Origin of the sequence: Tardiphaga sp. 862_B3_N4_1 (genome assembly GCF_051811085.1) — a bacterium.
Taxonomy (GTDB): Bacteria; Pseudomonadota; Alphaproteobacteria; order Rhizobiales; family Xanthobacteraceae; genus Tardiphaga; species Tardiphaga robiniae.
The window spans coordinates 1,244,249-1,265,258 of record NZ_JBPWQB010000002.1 but is presented as its reverse complement, the minus strand read 5'-3'; the positions used below and the strand labels follow the sequence as shown (position 1 = coordinate 1,265,258).

Below are 21,010 nucleotides of genomic sequence, written 5' to 3'. Positions count from 1 at the left end.
TGGCGAAGAATACCTTCGCATGTGAACGATGTCGCCCTCTGGAGGCCGAGTTGAGGCCCAAACTGGAGCGATTCCAAGGTCATTGGGCTCAAAATCTCATACTCGTGAAGAGCCGCACGCCGCGTCCGGGCTGCAACACCTCCGCCTTCTTGAAGGAGATGTGGTTGCGGACCTGTTCGTCGAGCAGATTGTCGCCGGTGACGCCAAAGGTGATGTCGCGCAGGCCGCCGTCGACCTTCGCGAATGTGTGGGTATAGCTCACCTCAGCCTTCAGCAGATTGTAGCCGGCCGTCGAAGTTTCATTGAGTGCAATATCATTCTGTGTGAACGCGTGGAGCACGCCCAGGCGCGCATACCATTCGGCGCTGCGCCACCAGACGCCGCCGCCCACGCGCATCGGTGCGATGCGCGGAACATTGCTGCCATCGGCGAAGGTCGCGCGGACCACGTCGAATTGGGTGTCGATTCCGAGCATGCCGTCGCTGAGCGGCGTCACGTCGAGTTGTGCCATCAGCTCGGCGCCGCGGAAGTTCGCATCTCGTTGACCGTAGGCCACTTGCAGCAGTGGGCCGGTCGCGCCGCAGCTTGCGAAAGTGTCGGTGCAGAAGTTGCCGGTCACCTGCTTGAAGATGAAATCAAGATAGCGCGTGTAGTAGAGGCTGGCCTCGAAACGAAGCTGGCCGTTGCTGCGCTTGAGGCCGACTTCGATCGATTCTGCGGTTTCGATTTTCAGATCCGGATTGCCGATGACGAAAGTGCCGGATGCGCCGTCGGAGCCGCGCGAATAAAGCTCCGGCGCGGCAGGCGCGCGCTGCGCACGCTGTACGCTCAAATTGGCAACCATGTCCCAGGGAAGTGATTTCAGCAGTCCGAAGCTGAAGCTCTTCGGGGTGAAATCGCGCGTCGCTGCGGTCTCGGAGAATGTGTCGGGCGGTGGCAGGAAATTGCTGGGGAAGATCGGCGCCATGCCGGATACGGAAAGATGTTCGATGCGGCCGGCCGCCTGGAATTTGAGAGTGTCCGAGAGCTGCAATTGCTCGAACACGAAGCCCGCGACTGTGTCCGTATTGGTGGGAGCGAGCAGCCCGCCGAGCAGGCCCGCGGTGCCGAGCTTGCGGTTGCTGGCCTGTACGCCCCAGCTTCCGGTCAATGCGCCGAGCGGTGTTGCGACCGCGGCGTGGTCCAGTTCGAAGCGGCCTTCGATTTCCTTGTTGGTGATGGTGTTCTGCAGGCCGTCGACGCCATTGCCGCCGATGCCGAGCTCGCCATGCTTGTAGTCGCTGACACCGAACGTATAGCGGATCGCGGCGATGCCGTCGGTGGGCGCGCGCCATTCGCCCTTGCTGGTCACCTTGGTCTGTTCGAGATCGATGCGAGTCCGCGACGCGGATTCGGCGATGCCGGGGATATGATACAGGCTGGTGATGTGCTGGATCGCGGTGCCGATATAGCCGCCGTCGAAGATGTAGGAGCCGCCGACCGACTGGCCTTCCGAGCGTAGCCTCGTATTGGCCTGCACGCCGCTGCCGGGAATTCTGTAATCGCCGGCGCTGCGGCCGAAGGCGTCGACGTGAATGGCGACATTATTGCCTGATGCATCGATGCTGGCTGCGCCGTCGATGCTGCTATCCACCGAGGAGCCGCCACCCTTGATGCGCGCGCTGAAATTGTCCGGCACGAGATTTTCCGGAATACGATTGTTGCTGGCATTGACGACGCCGCCGATGGCCTGATTGCCGTAGCGCAGTGTCGCTGGACCGCGGATCACCTCGATCTTGTCGGCGGAGAGTGGATCGACCGGGACCTGATGGTCCTGGCTGAAATCCGACGCGTCCTGGCTGCCGATGCCGTTCTCCTGAATGCGAACACGATAGTCGTCGAGGCCGCGGATATTCGGCCGGCTCGCGCCCGGCGCGAAGGTCGATGCCGCAACGCCCGGCTGGGTTGCCAGCAAGTCGGCGATGGAGGCCGAGGTCGTGCGCTGCAGGGCCTCACCGGTGAGCAGGGTGGTGGACTGGAAGGCGTCAGCTTCCTTCTGCCGCTCGGCACTGACCACGATTTCCGACAGCGTTTGTCCCTCCTGGGCCTTCGCGTCTCCAACCCAGACTGACGAGAGGCATGCTGCCCCCGTGATCGATGCCCACAACCTTAAACTCACGCCATTCCCCAACGTTACTGATCTGATGCGAATGCTAATGCGAACTATTCGCAATAAGGAGACGTGAGCCGTTTATGTCAAGCCGGAATCGGGCGAGTAATGACCGGGCAGGCACGCGGGGTGGTCTAAATTTTATGCATATCAATATCTTTGTATGCAACGTGACTGAGTCTCTGGCGATGCTGACCGTCGGAGGCGTTGCGGAAATGCAAGGTTTATCAGATGCCTAGGCGCGCATTAGGTGTTCGTTAAGCTCTGGCACGAAGTTTGCGATGTCTGTTCCCAAGCCGATCCACTCGCGCCCTTGGGGAGAGCCAGAATGAAGCGTCGTGATTTTCTGAAAACCGCCACAGGCGCCGCGGCCGGCGCCATGGTCTCCGGCCCGGCGATCTTTTCGTCCGCCAAGGCAGACGCCCGATCCGAAACCCTGCTGATCGTCTCCGAAAGCGGCCCCAACAACCTCGATATCCATGGCGTGGGCACCAATGTGCCCGGCTATGAAGTGTCCTGGAATTGCTACGACCGCCTGATCGGCCACGAGATGAAGGCCGGCCCCGGCGGCGTGCCCTATTACGACCGCGACAAGTTCAAGCCCGAACTCGCCGAGGACATGACCATCAGCGACATGTCGGCGACCTTCAAGCTGCGCAAGAACGCGAAGTTTCACGACGGCACGCCGGTGACGGCGAAGGACGTCAAGTGGTCGCTGGATCGTTCGGTCAGCGTCGGCGGTTTTCCGACCTTCCAGATGAGCGCCGGATCGCTGAAGAAGCCCGAGCAGTTCGTCATTGTCGACGATCACACCGTGCGCGTCGATTTCGCCACCAAGGATCGCCTGACGATTCCGGATCTCGCGGTCATCGTGCCCTGCGTGATCAATTCCGAGCTGGTGAAGAAGAACGCCACAGAGAAGGATCCGTGGGGGCTCGAATACACCAAGATGCAGACGGCAGGTGGCGGAGCCTACAAGGTGACCAAGTGGACCGCGGGTACCGAAGTTGTGCTCGAACGCAATGACGACTGGGTCAGTGGCCCGATGCCGAAGATCAAGCGCGTGATCTGGCGCATGGTGCCGCAGGCCGGCAACCGGCGTGCGCTGCTGGAGCGCGGCGATGCCGATATGTCTTATGAACTGCCCTACAAGGATTTCCAGGAGATCAAGGCCAACGGCAAGATGAATGTCGTGTCGCTGCCGTTCTCCAACGGCATCCAGTATATCGGTATGAACGTCACCAAGCCGCCCTTCGACAATCCGAAGGTGCGTCAGGCCGTGGCCTATGCGTTGCCCTATCAGAAGATCGTCGATGCCGTGTTGTTCGGTCTCGCCAATCCAATGTACGGCGCATCAGCCGACAAGTCGACCGAAGTCGCGTGGCCGCAGCCGCATAAATACAATACCGACATGGCCAAGGCGAAGGCACTGCTCGCGGAGGCCGGCTATCCCAACGGCTTCGAGACCACGATCTCATTCGATCTCGGCTTTGCCGTCGTCAACGAGCCGCTATGTGTGCTGGTGCAGGAAAGCCTCGGCCAGATCGGCATCAAGACGACCATCAACAAGATCCCCGGCGCCAACTGGCGCACCGAGCTGAACAAGAAGGAGATGCCGCTCTACACCAACGTGTTCTCCGGCTGGCTCGATTACCCCGAATACTTCTTCTACTGGTGCTATCACGGGGACAATTCGGTGTTTAACACCATGAGCTACAAGTCGCCCGAGATGGACAAGCTCATCAACGGTGCGCGCACCGCCGCCGCAACCGGCGACAAGGCAGCCTATGATGCGGACGTGAAAGGCTTCGTCGATCTCGCTTTCAATGATGTGCCACGGATCCCGCTGTATCAGCCCTATGTCAACGTGGCGATGCAGAAGAACATCTCGGGCTACCAGTACTGGTTCCATCGCCGGCTCGATTATCGCGCGCTCGTGAAGGCGTGATGTGATGATCGCCGTTGCAACGCGCACTCTCTTGCTTCCCCTCTCCCTCAAGCAGCGAAGCTGCGCAGGCGGGAGAGGGTGGATCGAACACGCGAAGCGGGTTCGAGACGGGAGAGGGGGCTCTTGCGATCGTGGCGCCCCCTCTCCCGCCTTCGCTTCGCTCAGGCCCCCTCTCCCGCCAGCCGCAGCTGCGCTGCGCCCGGGGGAGAGGGGGCAAAAGCAACGGAGCGTTCTATGCTGACCCTGATCGGCAAGCGACTGATGTTCGCGATCCCGAGCTTGATCGGGGTCGTCATCGTCACATTCCTGTTGACGCGCGCGCTGCCCGGCGATCCCGCGGCCTATTTCGCGGGACCGTCGGCGGACAAACAGGCGATCGAGGAAATCCGCAAGAAGCTCGGCCTCGACAAGCCGCTGATCGAGCAGTTCTTCCGCTACACGGCGGATCTGGCCAAAGGCGATTTCGGCAACTCGCTGACGACCGGCCAACCGGTAGCGACTGAAATTCGCAATCGCCTGCCGGCCTCGGCGGAGCTGACGCTGCTGGGTCTGCTGGTCTCGGTCATGATCGCCATTCCGCTTGGCATTCTCGCCGCCACCCGGCCGGGCTCGTGGATCGATCATCTCTGCCGGGTGACGACGACGGCCGGCGTATCGCTGCCGGTGTTCTTCACCGGCCTAGTGCTGGTCTATGTCTTCTATTTCAGACTGGGCTGGTCGCCGGCTCCGCTCGGAAGGCTCGACGTGTTCGCATCGACGCCGCCCAATGTAACCGGCTTCTATCTGATCGACAGTCTCGTCGCGCGTGACTGGGAGGCCTTCAGGTCCGCCTTCAACCAATTGATCCTGCCGACGGCGACGCTGGCGATCTTTTCACTCGCGCCGATCGCGCGCATGACGCGCGCGTCGATGCTCGCGATCCTGTCATCGGACTTCGTGCGAACGGCCCGCGCAAGCGGTCTGTCGCCACGCGCCGTGATCGTCACTTATGCCTTTCGTAACGCCATGCTGCCGGTCATCACCACGCTGTCGATGACGTTCTCGTTTCTGCTCGGCGCCAATGTGCTGGTCGAGAAAGTCTTCGCCTGGCCGGGCATCGGCTCTTACGCGGTCGAAGCGCTGATCTCGTCGGATTTCGCGCCGGTGCAGGGCTTCGTGCTGACGATGGCCGTCATGTATGTGCTGATCAATCTGATCATCGACATTCTCTACGGCGTGATAGATCCACGCGTGCGGCTGGAAGGGTGAGGTGTCAACCATGAACGCTGTCACGCCTGTCGATTCCGAAGCCGTTCCCGCGCCGCAGCCTGCGCCCGCAAAACGCACATCCGGCCTTGCAGCGACGCTGCAGCATACGCGCTACATTCTAGGCGAGAATCGCGTCACGGCGTTTGCATTCGGCCTGCTGGTGCTGATCGTGTTCGCAGCGCTGTTCGGTCCCTATATCGTGCCTTACGATCCGCTCGCCAGCGATACGGCGCAGGCGCTGAAGGCGCCGTCTGTGGCGCACTGGTTCGGGACCGATCAGCTCGGGCGCGATATTTTCAGCCGCGTCATCGTCGCGACCCGGCTTGATTTCTTCATCGCGATTGCCTCGGTCATCCTGGTGTTCGCCATGGGCGGCCTCGCCGGCATCGCCTCGGGCTATTTCGGCGGCTGGACCGATCGCATCGTCGGCCGCATCGCCGATACGATCATGGCGTTTCCGCTGTTCGTGCTCGCCATGGGTATCGTCGCGGCGCTGGGCAACACCGTGCAGAACATCATCATTGCGACGGCGATCGTGAATTTCCCGCTTTATGCGCGTGTCGCTCGCGCCGAGGCCAATGTCCGCCGCGAGGCCGGCTTTGTGCAGGCGGCCCGGCTGTCGGGCAATAGCGAGATGCGCATCCTGCTGGTGCATATCCTGCCCAACATCATGCCGATCATGATCGTGCAGATGTCGCTGACCATGGGTTACGCGATCCTCAATGCGGCGGGCCTCTCCTTCATCGGTCTCGGTGTCCGTCCGCCGACCGCAGAATGGGGCATCATGGTCGCCGAAGGCGCATCCTTCATGGTGTCGGGCGAATGGTGGATCGCATTGTTTCCCGGTCTGGCGCTGATGATCGCGGTGTTCTGCTTCAACCTGCTGGGCGACGGTCTGCGCGACATCGTCGATCCGCAGCGACGCACCTGAGGGCCCGGACATGACAGCTCAACCGCTTCTCGACGTCAGCGACCTCACTGTCGAATTCGCCACGCGGCGCGGCATCGTCAAGGCCGTGCAGCACGTCAATATTTCCGTGGCCAAGGGCGAAACACTCGGCATCGTCGGCGAGTCCGGCTCGGGCAAGTCGGTGACGTCCTATGCGGTGATGCGCATTCTCGACCGGGCCGGCAAGATCGCCGAAGGCTCGGTGATGTTCTCCGGCGTCGACATCAAGGGCGCAACCGAGAACCAGATGCGCGACCTGCGTGGCCGCGAAATCTCGATGATCTTTCAGAACCCGCGGGCGGCACTGAATCCAATCCGGAAGGTCGGCGACCAGATCGAGGACGTGCTGCGGCAACATGCGCAGGCTGGTAGCGCAGACCGTGCGGAGAAAGCCATCGAGGCGCTGGAGCAGGTCAAGATCGCACGCCCGCGCGAGCGCTATCACGCCTATCCGTTCGAACTCTCGGGCGGCATGTGCCAGCGCGTGGTGATCGCATTGGCGCTGGCCTGCAATCCACAGCTCCTGATCGCTGACGAGCCGACCACGGGCCTCGACGTCACGACGCAGAAGGCGGTAATGGATCTGGTCGTCGAGCTCACCAAGAGCCGCGGCATGTCGACGATCCTGATCACCCATGATCTCGGCCTGGCCGCTGCCTATTGCGACCGTGTCGTGGTGATGGAAAAGGGCAGGGTGGTCGAGACGGCGCTGTCGGCCGATATCTTCGCCAATCCGAAACACGCCTATACGAAGAAATTGATGCAGGCGACGCCGCGGCTTGGCGTCTCGCTGCGCGATCTGCTGCCGGCCGAAGAACGCGCGGCAATGCCGGTGCAGGCTCTTCTTACCTCTCCCCGCTCGCGGGGAGAGGTCGACGCGCGCAGCGCGTCGGGAGAGGGGGAGCCGGCGAGTGAATCTCTGACTCCCCCTCTCCCCGACCCTCTCCCCGCAAGCGGGGAGAGGGAGCAGAGGCCCCTTCTCACCGTCGAAAATCTGGTCAAGGAATATGTCCGCCAGGGCGCAACCGCCTCTCTGGCAAAACTGTTCTCGCGCAAGCCGCCGACCGAGCCGGACAAGTTTCGTGCTGTCGATGGCATCAGCTTTACGGTTGGCCACGGCGAGAGCGTCGGTCTTGTCGGCGAATCCGGTTGCGGCAAGTCCACGACGTCGATGATGGTGATGCGGCTGATCGACAAGACCTCGGGGCGTATCTCGTTCGATGGCGACGAGATCGGCGAGATGGCGCCGAATTCCTTTGCGCGCTTGCCGCTGCGCAAGAGCATCCAGATGGTGTTCCAGGATCCGACCGACAGTCTCAATCCGCGCTTCACGGCGGCGCGTGCCATCGCCGACCCGATCATGCAGCTTGGCGACATCAAGGGCGGCGATGCATTACGTGCAAAATGTGAAGACCTCGCGCGACAGGTGGGGCTGCCGCTCGAATTGCTCGATCGCTTTCCGCACCAGATGTCCGGTGGCCAGAAGGCGCGTGTCGGCATTGCCCGGGCCGTCGCGCTGCAGCCGAAGCTGATCATCCTGGACGAGCCGACCGCCGCGCTCGACGTCTCCGTGCAGGCGGTGGTGCTGAACCTGTTGCAGGACCTGAAACAGTCGATGGGAATGAGCTATTTGTTCGTGTCGCACGATTTGAATGTGGTGCGTTTGCTGTGCGATCGTGTCATCGTGATGCGCACGGGGCGGATCGTCGAGCAGGGCCTGACCGAGGCCGTGCTGGATGCGCCGCAAGATGCTTATACGAAGGAACTGCTGTCGGCGATCCCGCATCCGCCGCTGCCGGTTCACTGATACGAATGATCGAGAGAGGGACCGTGGCCGAACCGCTTGATGACTATATCGACGCTGTCGCCGGGGAGTTGGGACTGCCGATTGAAGACGCGTGGAAGCCATCCGTCCGTGCCAATCTCGCGGTGACGCTGAAAATGGCCAAAATGGTCGACGAATTTGCGCTGCCAGATGAAACCGAGCCGGCGAGCATCTATGCAGCTTGATCTTGTCATCACACCCGAAGGCGACTGGCGCCCGGCCTCCGACATCGCCCAGGCGGTTGCCGCGAAGAAGATCTCGGCGCTCGCTGTCACCGAAGCTGCGCTCGCGCGGATCGCGCAGCACAATCCGGTCCTGAACGCATTCACCGATGTCACCGCCGATCGCGCGCGCGCCACGGCCAAGGCGCTGGATGCCGCTATTGCTGCGGGTCAAAGCGTAGGGCCGCTTGCAGGCGTGCCGTTTGCGGTGAAGAACCTGTTCGATGTCACCGGCTTGCCGACCCGCGCCGGCTCCAAAATCAACCGTGATCGTCCAGCTTCGACCCGCGATGCGACACTGGTCGAACGCATGGAAGCCGCAGGCGCCGTATTGGTCGGCGCGCTCAATATGGGCGAATACGCCTATGATTTTACGGGCGAGAATATTCATGACGGCCCGTCGCGGAATCCGCATGACGTGACCCGGATGACTGGCGGCTCGTCGGGCGGTTCCGGCGGCGCAGTCGGCGGCAGTCTCGTGCCGCTTGCCTTGGGGTCGGACACCAACGGTTCAATCCGCGTGCCGTCGTCGTTTTGCGGTATCTTCGGCCTGAAGCCGACTTACGGCCGGCTGTCGCGGGCGCGCTCGTTTCCGTTTGTCGCGAGCTTCGATCATCTCGGCCCGTTCGCACGATCGGTCGAGGACCTCGCGCTGTCCTACGATGCCATGCAGGGACCCGATGCCGAGGATGCGGCGTGTTCAACCCGCGCCATCGAGTCGGTGACGGCGCTGCTCGGACAGGATATCGGCTCTCTCCGCATCGCTGCGGCCGGCGGATACTTTCGCAAGAACCTGTTTCCGGAGGCCCAGGAGGCGGTTGCGCGTGTCACGAAGGCGCTCGGCGTCACACGCGACATCGAGCTGCCCGAGGTCGCCCGCGCGCGTTCGGCGGCCTACGTCATCTCGACCGTTGAAGGCGCCTCGCTGCATCTGGACCGTCTGCGGACACGGCCCAATGACTTCGACCCGGCGGTGCGAGACCGGTTGCTGGCCGGCGCCATGGTGCCGGCGCCGCTGGTTGATCGCGCGCAGAAATTCCGTCGCTGGTACCGCGCGAAGGCGCTCGAATTGTTCAAGGACGTCGACGTGATCATCGCGCCGGCGACGCCTTGCATCGCGCCGAAACTGGGGCAGGCGACTTTCGTGCTCGACGGCGTCGAACTGCTAGTGCGGGCCAATATCGGCATCCATACCCAGCCGATCTCTTTCATCGGTCTGCCCGTGGTCGCCGTCCCCGTGCCGCTCGATCCGATGCCGATCGGTGTGCAGATCATTGCGGCGCCGTGGCGGGAAGACATCGCGCTGCGCGTCGCTTATGCTTTGGAGCGGGCCGGCGTCGTTGCCGCGCCCCCCGCAAAAGGGTTCTGACATGGAAATCGATCTGCCGGACGTCATCGCCGAAGTGGGCGCCGCCTTCGCACGTTATGAGAAGGCACTAACGACCAACGACACGGCGGTGCTTGGCGAGTTGTTTCGCAACGATCCGCGGACGCTCCGTTACGGCATGGGCGAAAACCTCTACGGTTATGACGAGATCCAGGCCTTTCGCGGTGCACGCTCGCCGGTCGGATTGATGCGCCGCACTGCGCGCACGGTGATTTCCGCCTATGGCCGCGACACTGCGGTTGCCTCGACGCTATTTTATCGCGACACGGCTCCGGGTAAGGTCGGTCGACAGATGCAGACGTGGATCCGCTTTCCGGAAGGCTGGCGAATCGTGGCGGCGTCTGTCAGCCTGATCGACGAATCGCAGGGCGCCAAGGGATGAGTTTCGACAACATGCTGATCCAGCCGGGGAAGTCGCGCCGCAAGGCGGGCATCGCCGGGCCGGTCAGCCGGGTTGACCGTGCCGGGACTATCACCGGCAAGATGACGCGCGCCGAAGAACTCCGCCTGCAACTGGCCGACGAGATCGTGCGCGGCGTGCTGCCCCCCGGTACCTCACTCGACGAAACCGATCTGGCACAACGTTTCAATGTCTCGCGCACGCCCGTTCGTGAAGCGTTGCGCCAGCTCACGGCCAGCGGCCTTGTCGACTCGCGCGCGCATCGCGGCGCCGTCGTGGCGCAGCCGTCGATCGATCGCCTCACCGGCATGTTCGAGGCGATGGCCGAGCTCGAAGCGATATGTGCCGGCCTCGCGGCCGAGCGGATGCCGGCCGTGCAACGTCACGGGCTGGAGGCCATCCACGAAGAGCTGCGGGTGCTGAGCTATGACGGCAATCCGGATCGCTTCCACGAAGTGAACGAGCGTTTTCACAACGCGATCTATGCGGGCTCGCAGAACGAATATATCGCCGAGATCACGCTTGCGACCCGGGTTCGGGTGCAGCCGTTCCGGCGCGCACAATTTCGCAATCTCGGCCGTCTTGCCAAGTCGCAGGCTGAGCACGACCGCGTCGTCGTCGCCATCATGCGCGGCGATCGCAATGGCGCCGCGGCGGCGATGCGCGCCCATATCGAGCTGGTACGCGGCGAATACGAGCATTACGCCGTTTCGCTCTAGGTCCCAATTCCCCCCGCATAAAATGGGAACCAACGCGTTCTTCGTGGGTTGTTTCGCGGAGAATGTAACCCTCTGGCGCTGAATGACCCGTCACCGCAAGGTTTCGGGCTTTTCGCGTTGATGTCGATTTCCGCTTGTCCGTGGGGTAGCGAGCAAATGCTCAGGAGCAAGGCGGCATGGCTTATCTGAGCAGCGCGGATATCGCGGCTTCGCCGATGCCGAGCCAGACGTCAGCTTCTGACTCGGATCGTATCATCGAAACCGATATTCCCGCGCGCCTGGATGCGCTGCGCTGGAGTGGCTTTCACACACGGGTTGTCCTGGCGCTCGGTATCACATGGATACTCGACGGCCTTGAGGTGACCCTGGCGGGGGCGCTATCCGGCGCGCTGAAGGAAGATCCTGCGTTGAAGTTTTCGAACCTCGATGTCGGCTTTGCCAACAGCGCTTATCTTGCAGGCGCTGTGATCGGCGCGCTGGGCTTCGGCTGGCTGACGGACCGCATCGGCCGGAAGAAACTGTTCTTCATTACGCTCGCGCTTTATCTCACGGCGACTGCCGCGACAGCGCTGTCATGGAATCTTGCCAGCTATGCCGCGTTTCGCTTCCTGACGGGCGCCGGCATTGGCGGCGAATATACCGCGATCAATTCGACGATTCAGGAGCTGGTGCCGGCGCGCTATCGCGGCTGGACCGATCTGGTGATCAACGGAAGTTTCTGGCTGGGCGCTGCAATGGGCGCCGTTTGCGCCATCGTTTTGCTGGACCCCGCAGTGATTTCGCAAGCCTATGGCTGGCGGCTGGCCTATTTCACCGGTGCTATTCTGGGTCTCATCGTGTTGTTCATGCGGATGTGGATTCCGGAAAGCCCGCGATGGCTGATGATCCACAGTCAGCCGCAGCGCGCCGAAGAGATCGTGGCTGAGATCGAAATCTCCGCGCATCAGAAGGCCAAGCCGTCGGTTCTGGCCGCGCTGCCGAAGATCAGGCTGACGATGCGCGATCATACGCCGCTGAAGGAAGTCGCGCAGACACTGTTCGTGCTGTATCGGCAGCGGTCGCTGGTCGGACTCGTGCTGATGGCGTCGCAGGCGTTTTTCTACAACGCGATCTTCTTCACCTATGCGCTGGTACTGACGGATTTCTTCGGTATCCCGTCCAACCATGTCGGCTGGTATATCCTGCCGTTTGCCGCAGGCAATTTTCTTGGACCGCTGCTGCTCGGCCGGCTGTTCGATACGCTTGGGCGTCGCGTCATGATTGCGGTTACCTATGGCATGTCGGGCATCTTGCTTGCGATCTCCGGCTATCTGTTCTCGATCGATGTGTTGAGTGCACAGACCCAGACCATCGCCTGGATGATCATCTTCTTCTTTGCGTCGCCGGCGGCGAGTGCGGCCTATCTCACCGTCAGTGAGACGTTCCCGATCGAGGTGCGCGCATTAGCGATCGCTGTCTTCTACGCGATCGGCACCGGGATCGGCGGCGTTGCCGGCCCGGCGCTGTTTGGCGTGCTGATCGATACCGGGTCGCGCAATAGCGTGTTTGCCGGCTACCTGTTTGGCGCTGTTCTGATGATCGTGGCTGCGATTGTCGGCTGGCGCTATGCCATCGCGGCGGAACGCCAGCCGCTTGAATCAGTTGCACGGCCGCTGGCCGTGGTGGAGTAACTTCATGAACATGTCTCAGAAAATTATCGAAATTCCTGTCGACGATGCGCCGCATTCCGAAGAGGTACTGTATCCGGGTGCGGAATTGCCGCGGCTTAGCGAATGTGCGCTGCTGCTCGATATCGACGGTACGCTGCTCGATCTGGCGCCGACGCCGCGTGAAGTGTGGGTGCCGCCGGATCTGGCGACGTCCATGGGCAAACTGCTGCAGCGCACGAATGGCGCCATGGCGCTTGTCTCAGGTCGCTCGATCAACGACATCGATCTGATTTTCGCGCCGATGCAATTCCCGGCGGTCGGCGGCCACGGCGCTGAAATGCGACTATCGGCAGAGAATGAATCGGTCGCGTCAGGCGCGCCGCCGATGGACAAGGAATTGAAGCGTCGCCTTGCTGCCATTGCAAAGTTGAGCCCGGGCATTCTGCTCGAGGACAAGGGCTATGCGCTCGCGCTGCACTACCGTCTCGCGCCGCATGCGGAGAAGGCGATCTATGATGCGGTCTCCGCGATCCGTGCCGATCTGCCGAATGCGCCGATCGAAGTGCTGCCCGGCAAGGCTGTCTGCGAGATCAAGCCCGCTGGTGTGACCAAGGCGACCGGCGTGATCGAATTGATGACGCATGAGCCGTTCAGCGGGCGCCGTCCGATTTTCATCGGCGATGATGTCACCGACGAATCTGTATTTGCGATCATGCCCGGCATGAATGGTCTCGCATTCTCCGTCGGTCGCCGTGCGCAAGGTGTGTCGGGTCACTTCGACGAGCCGCGCGATGTGCGCGCATGGCTCGCGCGCTTGCTGATCGACGATGCAGCGAAATCGAAGTGATTCACCTCATGTCATTGATACCGATGCAGATGGAACTCACTGAAAGGTGAGTTCCATCGTCGCGTGCCCGAATTTGGTTTCAATTGGGTCGAATGGTGACGAGGAACCATATTGATGAACGGACGTTTATCAATGTGTGCAATCAGGAGGGGACCCTGTGAATCTCGTCGTAGTCTCAAACCGAGTATCGCGCGCTTCGGCGAATGAGCCGATGACCGGCGGTCTGGCAGCAGCCTTGCTGCCCGTGGTGGAGAAATCTGGCGCGATTTGGGTGGGTTCCAGCGGCCGCGTGCGCGACGGCGCGCAAAAGGAACCGTTTGCCGAAATTGAGGCGCTTGGCGCCGGTGCGCTGGCAATGCTCGATCTGCCTGCCGCGCATTACGGTGGCTATTACGAAGGCTTCGCCAATTCGGCGCTTTGGCCTGCGCTGCATTCCCGTACCGACCTGATCTGCACGTCGCACGACGATTATGAGTCGTATCGCGAAGTGAATTCGTTCTTCGCGCGCGCGCTGCTGCGGTTCCGCAAGCCCGACACCGCGTTCTGGATTCAGGATTACCATTTCCTTGCGCTCGGCGCAGAATTGCGTGCGCTTGGCGTGACGCATCCGCTCGGCTTTTTCCTACATACGCCGTGGCCGGCACGCGATATTTTTGGCGGCGTGCCGCATCATCGCGAACTGGTCGAGGCAATGCTCGCTTACGATCTGATCGGCTTCCAGACCGAAGATGATCGCGACAACTTCCTGTCTTATGTCGATGGCGAGCTCGGCCTGGACACGACGGGGGGTGTGGTGATGTCGCGTTACGGTGTGTCGCGCTGTGCGGTATTTCCGATCGGCATCGATCCCGCGAAGTTTGCTGCGCATGCTGCCAAGGCGGCGTCGCATCCCGATGTGTCGCGGCTGCGCCGCAGCCTGAACGGCGAGAAACTCGCCATCGGCGTCGATCGCGTCGATTACTCCAAGGGCCTCGTCAATCGTCTCGATGCATTCGATCGCATGCTGACGCGGCAGCCGCAGCTCAAGCGCTCGGTCTCGTTGTTGCAGATCGCGACGCTGTCGCGCGGCACGATCGAGGCCTATGGCGATCTGCAGAACCAGCTTGCGAAGCTGGTGAGCGATATTAACGGGCGTCACGGCGAAGTTGACTGGACGCCGATCCGCTATCTCAACAAGGGCTTCAGCCAGACCGTGCTCGCTGGCCTCTATCGCACCGCGCAGGTCGGCCTCGTTACGCCGCTGCATGACGGCATGAATCTGGTCGCCAAAGAATATGTCGCTGCGCAGAACCCGGTCGATCCCGGTGTGCTGGTGCTGTCGAAATATGCCGGCGCCGCCAACGAGCTCGATACGGCCCTGCTGGTCAATCCGCATGATGTGGACGGCATGGCGCGCACCATCGCGACCGCATTTTCGATGCCGTTACTGGAGCGCCGGATGCGCTGGGAAGCCATGATGGCGAAGCTGCGCGCCGGCACCATTCAGGACTGGTTCGCCGATTTCGTCGAGGCGCTTCAGCAAGCCCATGTCGCCAATGACAAGACGCCGGTGGAAACGCTGCCGGTTGAGCCGGCCGTACTCTGGCCGGTCCAATCGCTGGGCGCTGGGGTCGGTAGCCGGTTCCACTGAGCCGCGGCGCCGCCCAGGCGAAATGGGGAGGTCCCCCCGCGGCGTGCTGGCGCGGGGATTGCTGTGCCGACGCATCGCAAGGCGATTCGCCGCTCGCCAGGACGAGCAGGTGGCGCCAAGGCTCCCCGGAATTCCCTATATCCTTCAATAATTTGAGAAAAGCCGCCGGGCCGGGCCGGCGGTCCCTTGCAAATCTCGCTCCGGCCCGTCATGAGAAGGCGAGCCGGAGAGATGGCCGAGTGGCTTAAGGCGCACGCTTGGAAAGCGTGTGTGCGGGAAACCGTACCGTGGGTTCGAATCCCACTCTCTCCGCCAGCACCCCCTCCTAACCATCTGATCCATTTGCTAGCCGGCCGTCGTCCTTCCGCGCCCCGCGCGCGGTAACAGGATGACGTCTGCGTCGATGGCTGGGTTTTTAGCGAGCCTGTTTAGGCAGGCTGGATGGGAAAAGGAATCTCTCGCTCTGGGAGACGGACCTTCCGGAGTGGCGCAAAGTCTGGCAAGGCCAAAATGGCCTAATACGTCAGGCTCGTTGGCTTGATTTGAGCCTGAATCATTGGGTAGCCTTTTTGCGTCGTGTCCGGGGCATCAATTGCGTAGATCTCGAATTGTTATCGCTGCTGCGTCTGTCGGAGCCCTCGCTGCGGCCCTGACGTTATGCGCGTATGTTCGAGAGCCTCAAAATGTACTGAGCTTCTTTAAGGCCAAAAATCCAAGTAGTCCCCAGCTCGACGACGTCTCGTTCGTTCAGCGTTTTCCGCAAGCATTTGATTTTGAAGTGTCGGCTTCTAATGTCGAATTGGAAGTTCAGCGGGCTAAGTCGCAGCTCGCGCAAGCAATGCGATCGCAGCCAGTGCTTCCCGCCGACAGCTCGCTCGGAATCTCGGCGGCGAATGGAAAAGTGCCGCTACCGAGAGTCCGGCCGTCGGCGGCCAATTTGATTGCTGTGTCTCTGCCCGATCAAGCGTCAACACCGTCTGATCCTTTGTCCAACGTAAGCGCAGCACTTAAAAAAGTCTTTGCGATGCTACAGCCGTCTGAAACTGTTTTGGCATCTGCGTCACCCGAGGGTGGAATCTCCGGTGACGGAAAGGACAGTGCACCTCCAACGTTGGCGGAAACGCGAACGGCGCTTTACGATATTTCCGCGCGCACCGTTTACATGCCCGACGGAACGCGGCTCGAGGCTCACTCCGGACTTGGCGAACTGATGGACGATCCAACGCAAGTCCACGTCCATGATCGAGGTGCGACGCCGCCGCAGATATATGAACTGAGCAAGCGAGAGAAGCCGTTTCACGGCGTTGAAGCATTGAGAATGAAGCCGGTGGGTCAAGGTGATCTGTTTGGCCGCGCCGGATTGCTTACGCACAGCTACCTGATGGGACCAAAGGGAGATTCGAACGGTTGCGTATCGTTCAAGGACTACGCAACGTTCTTGCAGGCTTACAAAGCAGGCGCCGTGAAGAGATTGATCGTCGTACCGAGCCTGGCCGATCCGACCGTTATGGTGGCACAAAAAACGTCGATGTAGCCGTGTCTGTGAATACTCAGATATCGCACCGGCTTGAGATTGATCTTCAGAACTAATTTTCGCCCAGATTTAGATTGGTAGTATGCCAACGCCGAATCGGGGGATTCGCATATGACACCCAGTGACTACGCGCGAATGGCGAAAAATTGCGCTGAGCGAGCTGACGCCTTGGAGCCCGGCCCGAAGAGAGACGAGTTGCTTAAGAAAGCACAGCAGTTTCGTTTTTACGCGAAGGTCGAAAATTGGGTGGCGTCACCGGGGCTGCAACCTCCGGATTGAATCTTGCGCATTTAAAGCGGCAAACGACGCAGTGCTTGGAAGATGGGACGCAGATAGTCCAGCATCTTTGGCGGGTTCTCCGTCATCGGAAAATGCCCGAGCTCCGGCATCTCGGTCACCACGGCACCCTCGATCCATTCGGCAAGCGCGTAGGCATCGCTCACGGTGGCAGAGAAGTCGTAGTGACCGATCAGGAGATGCACCGGGATCTTGTGGCCATCGATGAGCTTGGCGGTCTGTTCGCCGTCGAACTCGTCCGAATAGAAAGCCAGATCGCCGTCATAGATGCCCGGCGCACCCTGCGAATAGATCCAGGCAGCGCGTCGGCGATCCTCAGTGGGGCTGGACGGGCTCATCAATCCGCGCACATAGGCTGCCGAATGCCAGCCGCCATTGACGCCTGCATGCGTGAGATAGTCGTTACGACGGCCGCGTGGGCGCAAGGGCGCTTCGAGCGCGATCACGGCTTTCACGAGATCAGGTCGCTCTGCGGCGAGCGCCATGGCGATGCCGGCGCCCATCGAGCAGCCCATCACCACAACGGGTTCGCCGATCGCCTGTTCGATGAAGCTCGCGCACCAGTCCAGATAGGTTGGCTGATCGAGCTGATAGATGCTGCCGTCCCAACCGATAGGTGGCATGGAGCGGCCATGATGCGGCATGTCGAAGCCGATCAGGCGCCAGTCGCGCCCGAGTTCGGGATCGCACATCACGCCGTGAAACTGCCGCGTATCCGCTCCGGCCGTGTGGAGGCACAGCACTGGCCTGCCGGTGCCCGTGGCCTCTGAATAGATTTCGGCAATCTGCCCGCCGGCGCTGTGCACGCGGTGATAGCGGCCCTCAAGGCGCGTGAGATCGACTTCGACCGCATGCGCGGCCGGCACCGTCAGATTCGCAAACACGGCTTCTAGAAATGCGCGGGCCTGCGCAATAACCAGCGCATCGCCGCTCACGGTGAAGCTGGTATTGCGCAGCTGGATCGATGAAAACGAATGATAGGTCGGCGGCGGGCAGGGCGCCAGCACCTTCAGCCATGCTGTGGCTGGCCCGGATAGCGCGATGTCTGGCGCATTACTGGGTATACTGACAACCGGCTGGTTGTTGCGACAAGCGATAGCGACGGCGGCTTCGTCGATCCCAAACTGAATTTCAAGATCCAGTCCGCGCGCAAAGGACTGCACCTCCGGCGCGGCGATCGCGACCGCAAGTCGATTGTGAAGCTCGTCGATCAGGCCCATGCCCAACGTCACCTACTTCCTGGCAGTGAGATAGCGGCCAATTTCGACATGGTCGGCCGATGGTCCAAGCTTCTCCAGCGCGGCATCCCACAGTGCAGCGACTTCGTCTGCCAGCGGCGCGTTGACGCCGATCTGGTGTGCGAGTTCGTCGGCGGTGCGGATATCCTTCGCCATCAGGGCCATCGCAAAGCCCGAGGTGTACTTTTCGGGAATGACGAATTGCTTGAGCTTGTTTTCGGTCGAGTTGTTGCGTCCGGTGGAGGCATTCAGCACGTCGACGAGGACATTCGGATCGATGCCGAACTTTCCACCGATGGCAACGGCTTCGGCGGCAGCGGCGAGGCCTGCTGCCGAGACGTAGTTGTTCAATGCCTTGGCGGCGTGACCGGATCCGAGCGGACCGGTGCGAAACACCGATTTGCCCATGGCATTCAGCACGGGATCGGCGCGATCTATGGTCTTGCCGTCGCCGCCGGCCATGATCGCCAGCGTGCCGTCGATGGCGCGCTTCACGCCGCCCGACACCGGTGCGTCGATGAAAGCAAGGCCTGCCGCGATCAGTTCTTCGCCGAGCGCGCGCGTGCCCATCGGAGCGGAGGAGCTCATGTCGATCACCACCGTGCCCGGTGCGAGCTTGGCCTTGAAGCCTTCGACGGCGGCGCGCACGATCTTGCCATCGGGCAGCAACGTGATGACGGCGGCTGCGTCCTTGACGGCTTCATCGACTGTCGCAGCTGATGTACCGCCGGCTTCGCCATATTTGCCGCGGGCTTCTGCAAACGTATCGAAGCCAACCACCTGATAGCCTGCGCGCGCAATGCATGCGGCCATGGGGCGTCCCATATTGCCGAGGCCGATGACTGCGATCTTGGCGGGCGGATTGATGGCGGCTGAATTCGACACGGGCGTTCCTCTTCAAGTTCTTATTTTAGTCGATATCTGGCGCGGCAGTTGATCGCGCTTGTCAGGGATTATCGCGCCGCAGCGCTTCCAGCGCTATCGCGGCGGCATTCTTGATGTGCTGGACACAAGCCTGCTCGGCACCATCTTCGTCGCCGGCCTCGATCGCGACAAGGATGGTCTCGATTTCGGCAAGACTGCGGCCGATGCGATTGGACTGGGTCATCGACGTCATGCGCAGCACCGTGACGCGGTTCAGCAGCATTTTCAGAAAGCGTTCAACGAAAACATTGCCGCAGCCTTCGAGCAGCGCGGCATAGAATTCAGTCTTGGCGGCCAACAGGTCGCTGCGGTCTTCCTGACCGGCAACGGCGCCCATCTGGACGAACTGTTTGCGCAATCGTCCGATGATCACCGGGTCGCGCAGCCGCGCACATTCACGGCCGGCATAGCCTTCCAGCAGCGCGCGCAGATCATAGAGCTGCTCGGCTTCCTCGACGCTGATGGTGCTGACGATCGGGCCGCGATGCGGGATCGTGGTGACAAGGCCCTCTGCCTCGAGTTGCCGGAGCGCCTCGCGGATCGAGGTGCGGCCGACGCCGACCTGCTCGCAAAGCTCGCGCTCGATCAGCCGCTGGCCAGGCTTGAACAGCCCGCTACCGATTGCAGAGCGTAGTCGATTTTCAACCAACAGTCGCAGGCTGGTCGATTCCCGCGAGACATTCAGTTCCGATTCGATCTTTGCCATGCGTCAAGTTGACCGCCTATCAGACAATCTGTCAAGCAGCTTGACCGCTCGTCTGTTTTATGTCGAATTGGCGATGAAGCCGCAAAGGCCGTTCTGCATTCGGAGAAAACGCCCATGTCCAAGACAACCTCCCATCGTGGTGGCCTGAGCCGACGTTCGCTGCTCGCCGGAACCGCGTCTCTGCTGGCCAGCCCGATGGTGCTGTCGCCCGCCCGTGCGCAGGCGAAGCCGGTCAATATCGGCGTGATCATGCCGCTGTCGGGCGCCAATGCGCAGTTCGGCATCAATTCGCGCAACGGCATCGAGCTGGTCGCCGATGAGATCAACGCAGCCGGCGGCATCAAGGCGCTCGGCGGTGCCAAGATTAATCTGATCGTTGCGGACGCGACCTCGACACCCACCACGGCGGGCACCGTCGCGCAGCGCCTTATCACCCAGAACGAGGTGACCGCGATCCTCGGCGCATTCGCGTCATCGTTGACCATTGCGATTTCGGAAGTCACGGAACGCCGTGACATTCCGCTGCTCACCATGTCCTTCGCGGACCAGATCACCGGTCGCGGCTTCAAGAACATCTTCCAGATCGTCGCCAAGGCTTCCGCACTCGGAAAAGCACAGCTCGACTATACGCTGGCGATTGCGCAGGCATCCGGCGCCAAGATCGACAAGATCGCGATCATGTATGAGGACACTGCCTATGGCACTGCGCAGGCGGCCGGCCTTCGTGCCGCTGCCAAGGCAGCCAATATCGACATCGCGATGGACGATGCCTATCCGCTGGGGATCACCGACACCACGCCGTTGATCAACAAGCTGCGCGCGTCCGGTGCCCAGGCCGTCTTCCCGGTGTCCTATCTCAATGACAGCCTGCTGCTGATCCGCACCATGCGCCAGCAGCGCATCACGATTCCGGCCATCGGTGGCGCGGCCGGCTATGTTATTCCGGATTTCGAGAAAGGCCTCGGCGAATTCGCGGAGAATGTGCTCTCGATCGCGCCGGCCAATTACGATCTCGCGCCGGATCTCACTGAGCGTTTCCGCAAGCGCTTCGGCTACTTCATGGTGCATGAGGCGCTGGAACACGCCGTCGCGCTCGACGTGCTGGTGCAGGCGATCGAGAAGGCGAAGTCGGCCAAGGCCGAGGACGTCACCATGGCGCTGCGCGGCGCGAAGTTCACCGGCGGCTGGACCAAGGCGATGACCGGCGGCGCCGTCGAATTCGACAGTACCGGCCTCAATACCCTGTCCGTTCCCGTCATGGCGCAATGGCGCAACAAGGAGCTCGTCACCGTCTGGCCGAAGGACGTCGCCAAAGGCACCGCGGTCTGGAAATCCTGAC

Annotated in this window: 17 protein-coding genes and 1 tRNA gene; 14 read left to right on the top strand and 4 right to left on the bottom strand. The window is 61.6% G+C overall.

All coding sequences use genetic code 11. From position 1 onward, the window contains the following. Window positions 1-88: 88 nt before the first annotated feature. A complete protein-coding gene (locus tag AB8B02_RS23205; RefSeq protein ID WP_439065290.1) occupies window positions 89-2,158 on the bottom strand; it encodes a TonB-dependent receptor in 2,070 nt (689 codons plus the stop codon). Between the two features lie 319 nt (window positions 2,159-2,477). Between AB8B02_RS23205 and AB8B02_RS23200 the strand changes: the two genes are divergently transcribed. The 13 genes from AB8B02_RS23200 to AB8B02_RS23140 all read left to right on the top strand — a co-directional run bounded on the left by AB8B02_RS23200 (window position 2,478) and on the right by AB8B02_RS23140 (window position 16,506). Further along, on the top strand, window positions 2,478-4,097 hold the full coding sequence (locus tag AB8B02_RS23200) for an ABC transporter substrate-binding protein (protein WP_439065289.1): 1,620 nt from the start codon (window positions 2,478-2,480) through the stop codon (window positions 4,095-4,097). Window positions 4,098-4,331: 234 nt separating this feature from the next. Next, window positions 4,332-5,345 carry an ABC transporter permease gene (locus AB8B02_RS23195; RefSeq protein ID WP_439065288.1) on the top strand — a complete coding sequence of 338 codons (1,014 nt, stop codon included), beginning with the start codon at window positions 4,332-4,334 and terminating at the stop codon, window positions 5,343-5,345. 10 nt (window positions 5,346-5,355) lie between these two features. Beyond that, complete coding sequence (locus AB8B02_RS23190) at window positions 5,356-6,276, top strand: ABC transporter permease (protein WP_439065287.1); 921 nt, start codon at window positions 5,356-5,358, stop codon at window positions 6,274-6,276. 10 nt (window positions 6,277-6,286) lie between these two features. Further along, window positions 6,287-8,101 carry a dipeptide ABC transporter ATP-binding protein gene (locus AB8B02_RS23185; protein ID WP_439065286.1) on the top strand — a complete coding sequence of 605 codons (1,815 nt, stop codon included), beginning with the start codon at window positions 6,287-6,289 and terminating at the stop codon, window positions 8,099-8,101. A 23-nt stretch (window positions 8,102-8,124) separates the two neighbouring features. Continuing rightward, window positions 8,125-8,304: a DUF4089 domain-containing protein gene (locus AB8B02_RS23180; protein ID WP_439065285.1), complete on the top strand. Its 180-nt coding sequence runs from the start codon at window positions 8,125-8,127 to the stop codon at window positions 8,302-8,304. Then, the gene (locus AB8B02_RS23175) at window positions 8,294-9,709 is read left to right on the top strand and encodes an AtzE family amidohydrolase (RefSeq protein WP_439065284.1); all 1,416 of its coding nucleotides are present in this window, start codon (window positions 8,294-8,296) and stop codon (window positions 9,707-9,709) included. Before AB8B02_RS23180 ends, AB8B02_RS23175 begins: the two co-directional genes overlap by 11 nt. Window position 9,710: 1 nt before the next feature. Next, window positions 9,711-10,109, top strand: coding sequence for an oxalurate catabolism protein HpxZ (gene hpxZ / locus AB8B02_RS23170; protein ID WP_439065283.1), 399 nt, complete (start codon window positions 9,711-9,713; stop codon window positions 10,107-10,109). A 101-nt stretch (window positions 10,110-10,210) separates the two neighbouring features. Continuing rightward, entirely contained in the window at window positions 10,211-10,846 is a 636-nt protein-coding gene (locus AB8B02_RS23165) for a GntR family transcriptional regulator (RefSeq protein WP_439065926.1), read from the top strand. Window positions 10,847-11,061: 215 nt separating this feature from the next. Next, window positions 11,062-12,516 (top strand): MFS transporter, encoded by a 1,455-nt coding sequence (locus tag AB8B02_RS23160; protein WP_439065925.1) that lies wholly within the window; start codon window positions 11,062-11,064, stop codon window positions 12,514-12,516. Between the two features lie 10 nt (window positions 12,517-12,526). Then, on the top strand, window positions 12,527-13,342 hold the full coding sequence (gene otsB, locus AB8B02_RS23155; protein WP_175369592.1) for a trehalose-phosphatase: 816 nt from the start codon (window positions 12,527-12,529) through the stop codon (window positions 13,340-13,342). A gap of 157 nt (window positions 13,343-13,499) precedes the next feature. Further along, the gene (locus tag AB8B02_RS23150) at window positions 13,500-14,972 is read left to right on the top strand and encodes a trehalose-6-phosphate synthase (protein WP_439065282.1); all 1,473 of its coding nucleotides are present in this window, start codon (window positions 13,500-13,502) and stop codon (window positions 14,970-14,972) included. Window positions 14,973-15,197: 225 nt separating this feature from the next. Further along, a tRNA-Ser gene (locus AB8B02_RS23145) sits at window positions 15,198-15,287 on the top strand. A gap of 277 nt (window positions 15,288-15,564) precedes the next feature. Continuing rightward, entirely contained in the window at window positions 15,565-16,506 is a 942-nt protein-coding gene (locus AB8B02_RS23140) for a DUF2778 domain-containing protein (protein ID WP_439065281.1), read from the top strand. A 290-nt stretch (window positions 16,507-16,796) separates the two neighbouring features. Here AB8B02_RS23140 and AB8B02_RS23135 read toward each other — a convergent pair whose 3' ends face one another. From AB8B02_RS23135 to AB8B02_RS23125, 3 genes are all read right to left on the bottom strand, one after another. Continuing rightward, a complete protein-coding gene (locus AB8B02_RS23135) occupies window positions 16,797-18,035 on the bottom strand; it encodes an alpha/beta fold hydrolase (protein WP_439065280.1) in 1,239 nt (412 codons plus the stop codon). Beyond that, window positions 18,036-18,926: an NAD(P)-dependent oxidoreductase gene (locus tag AB8B02_RS23130; RefSeq protein WP_439065279.1), complete on the bottom strand. Its 891-nt coding sequence runs from the start codon at window positions 18,924-18,926 to the stop codon at window positions 18,036-18,038. A gap of 61 nt (window positions 18,927-18,987) precedes the next feature. Continuing rightward, the gene (locus AB8B02_RS23125; RefSeq protein ID WP_439065278.1) at window positions 18,988-19,671 is read right to left on the bottom strand and encodes a GntR family transcriptional regulator; all 684 of its coding nucleotides are present in this window, start codon (window positions 19,669-19,671) and stop codon (window positions 18,988-18,990) included. A 114-nt stretch (window positions 19,672-19,785) separates the two neighbouring features. Here AB8B02_RS23125 and AB8B02_RS23120 point away from each other — a divergent pair, with 114 nt between their 5' ends. Further along, window positions 19,786-21,009, top strand: coding sequence for an ABC transporter substrate-binding protein (locus AB8B02_RS23120; protein ID WP_439065277.1), 1,224 nt, complete (start codon window positions 19,786-19,788; stop codon window positions 21,007-21,009). Window position 21,010 lies beyond the last annotated feature (1 nt).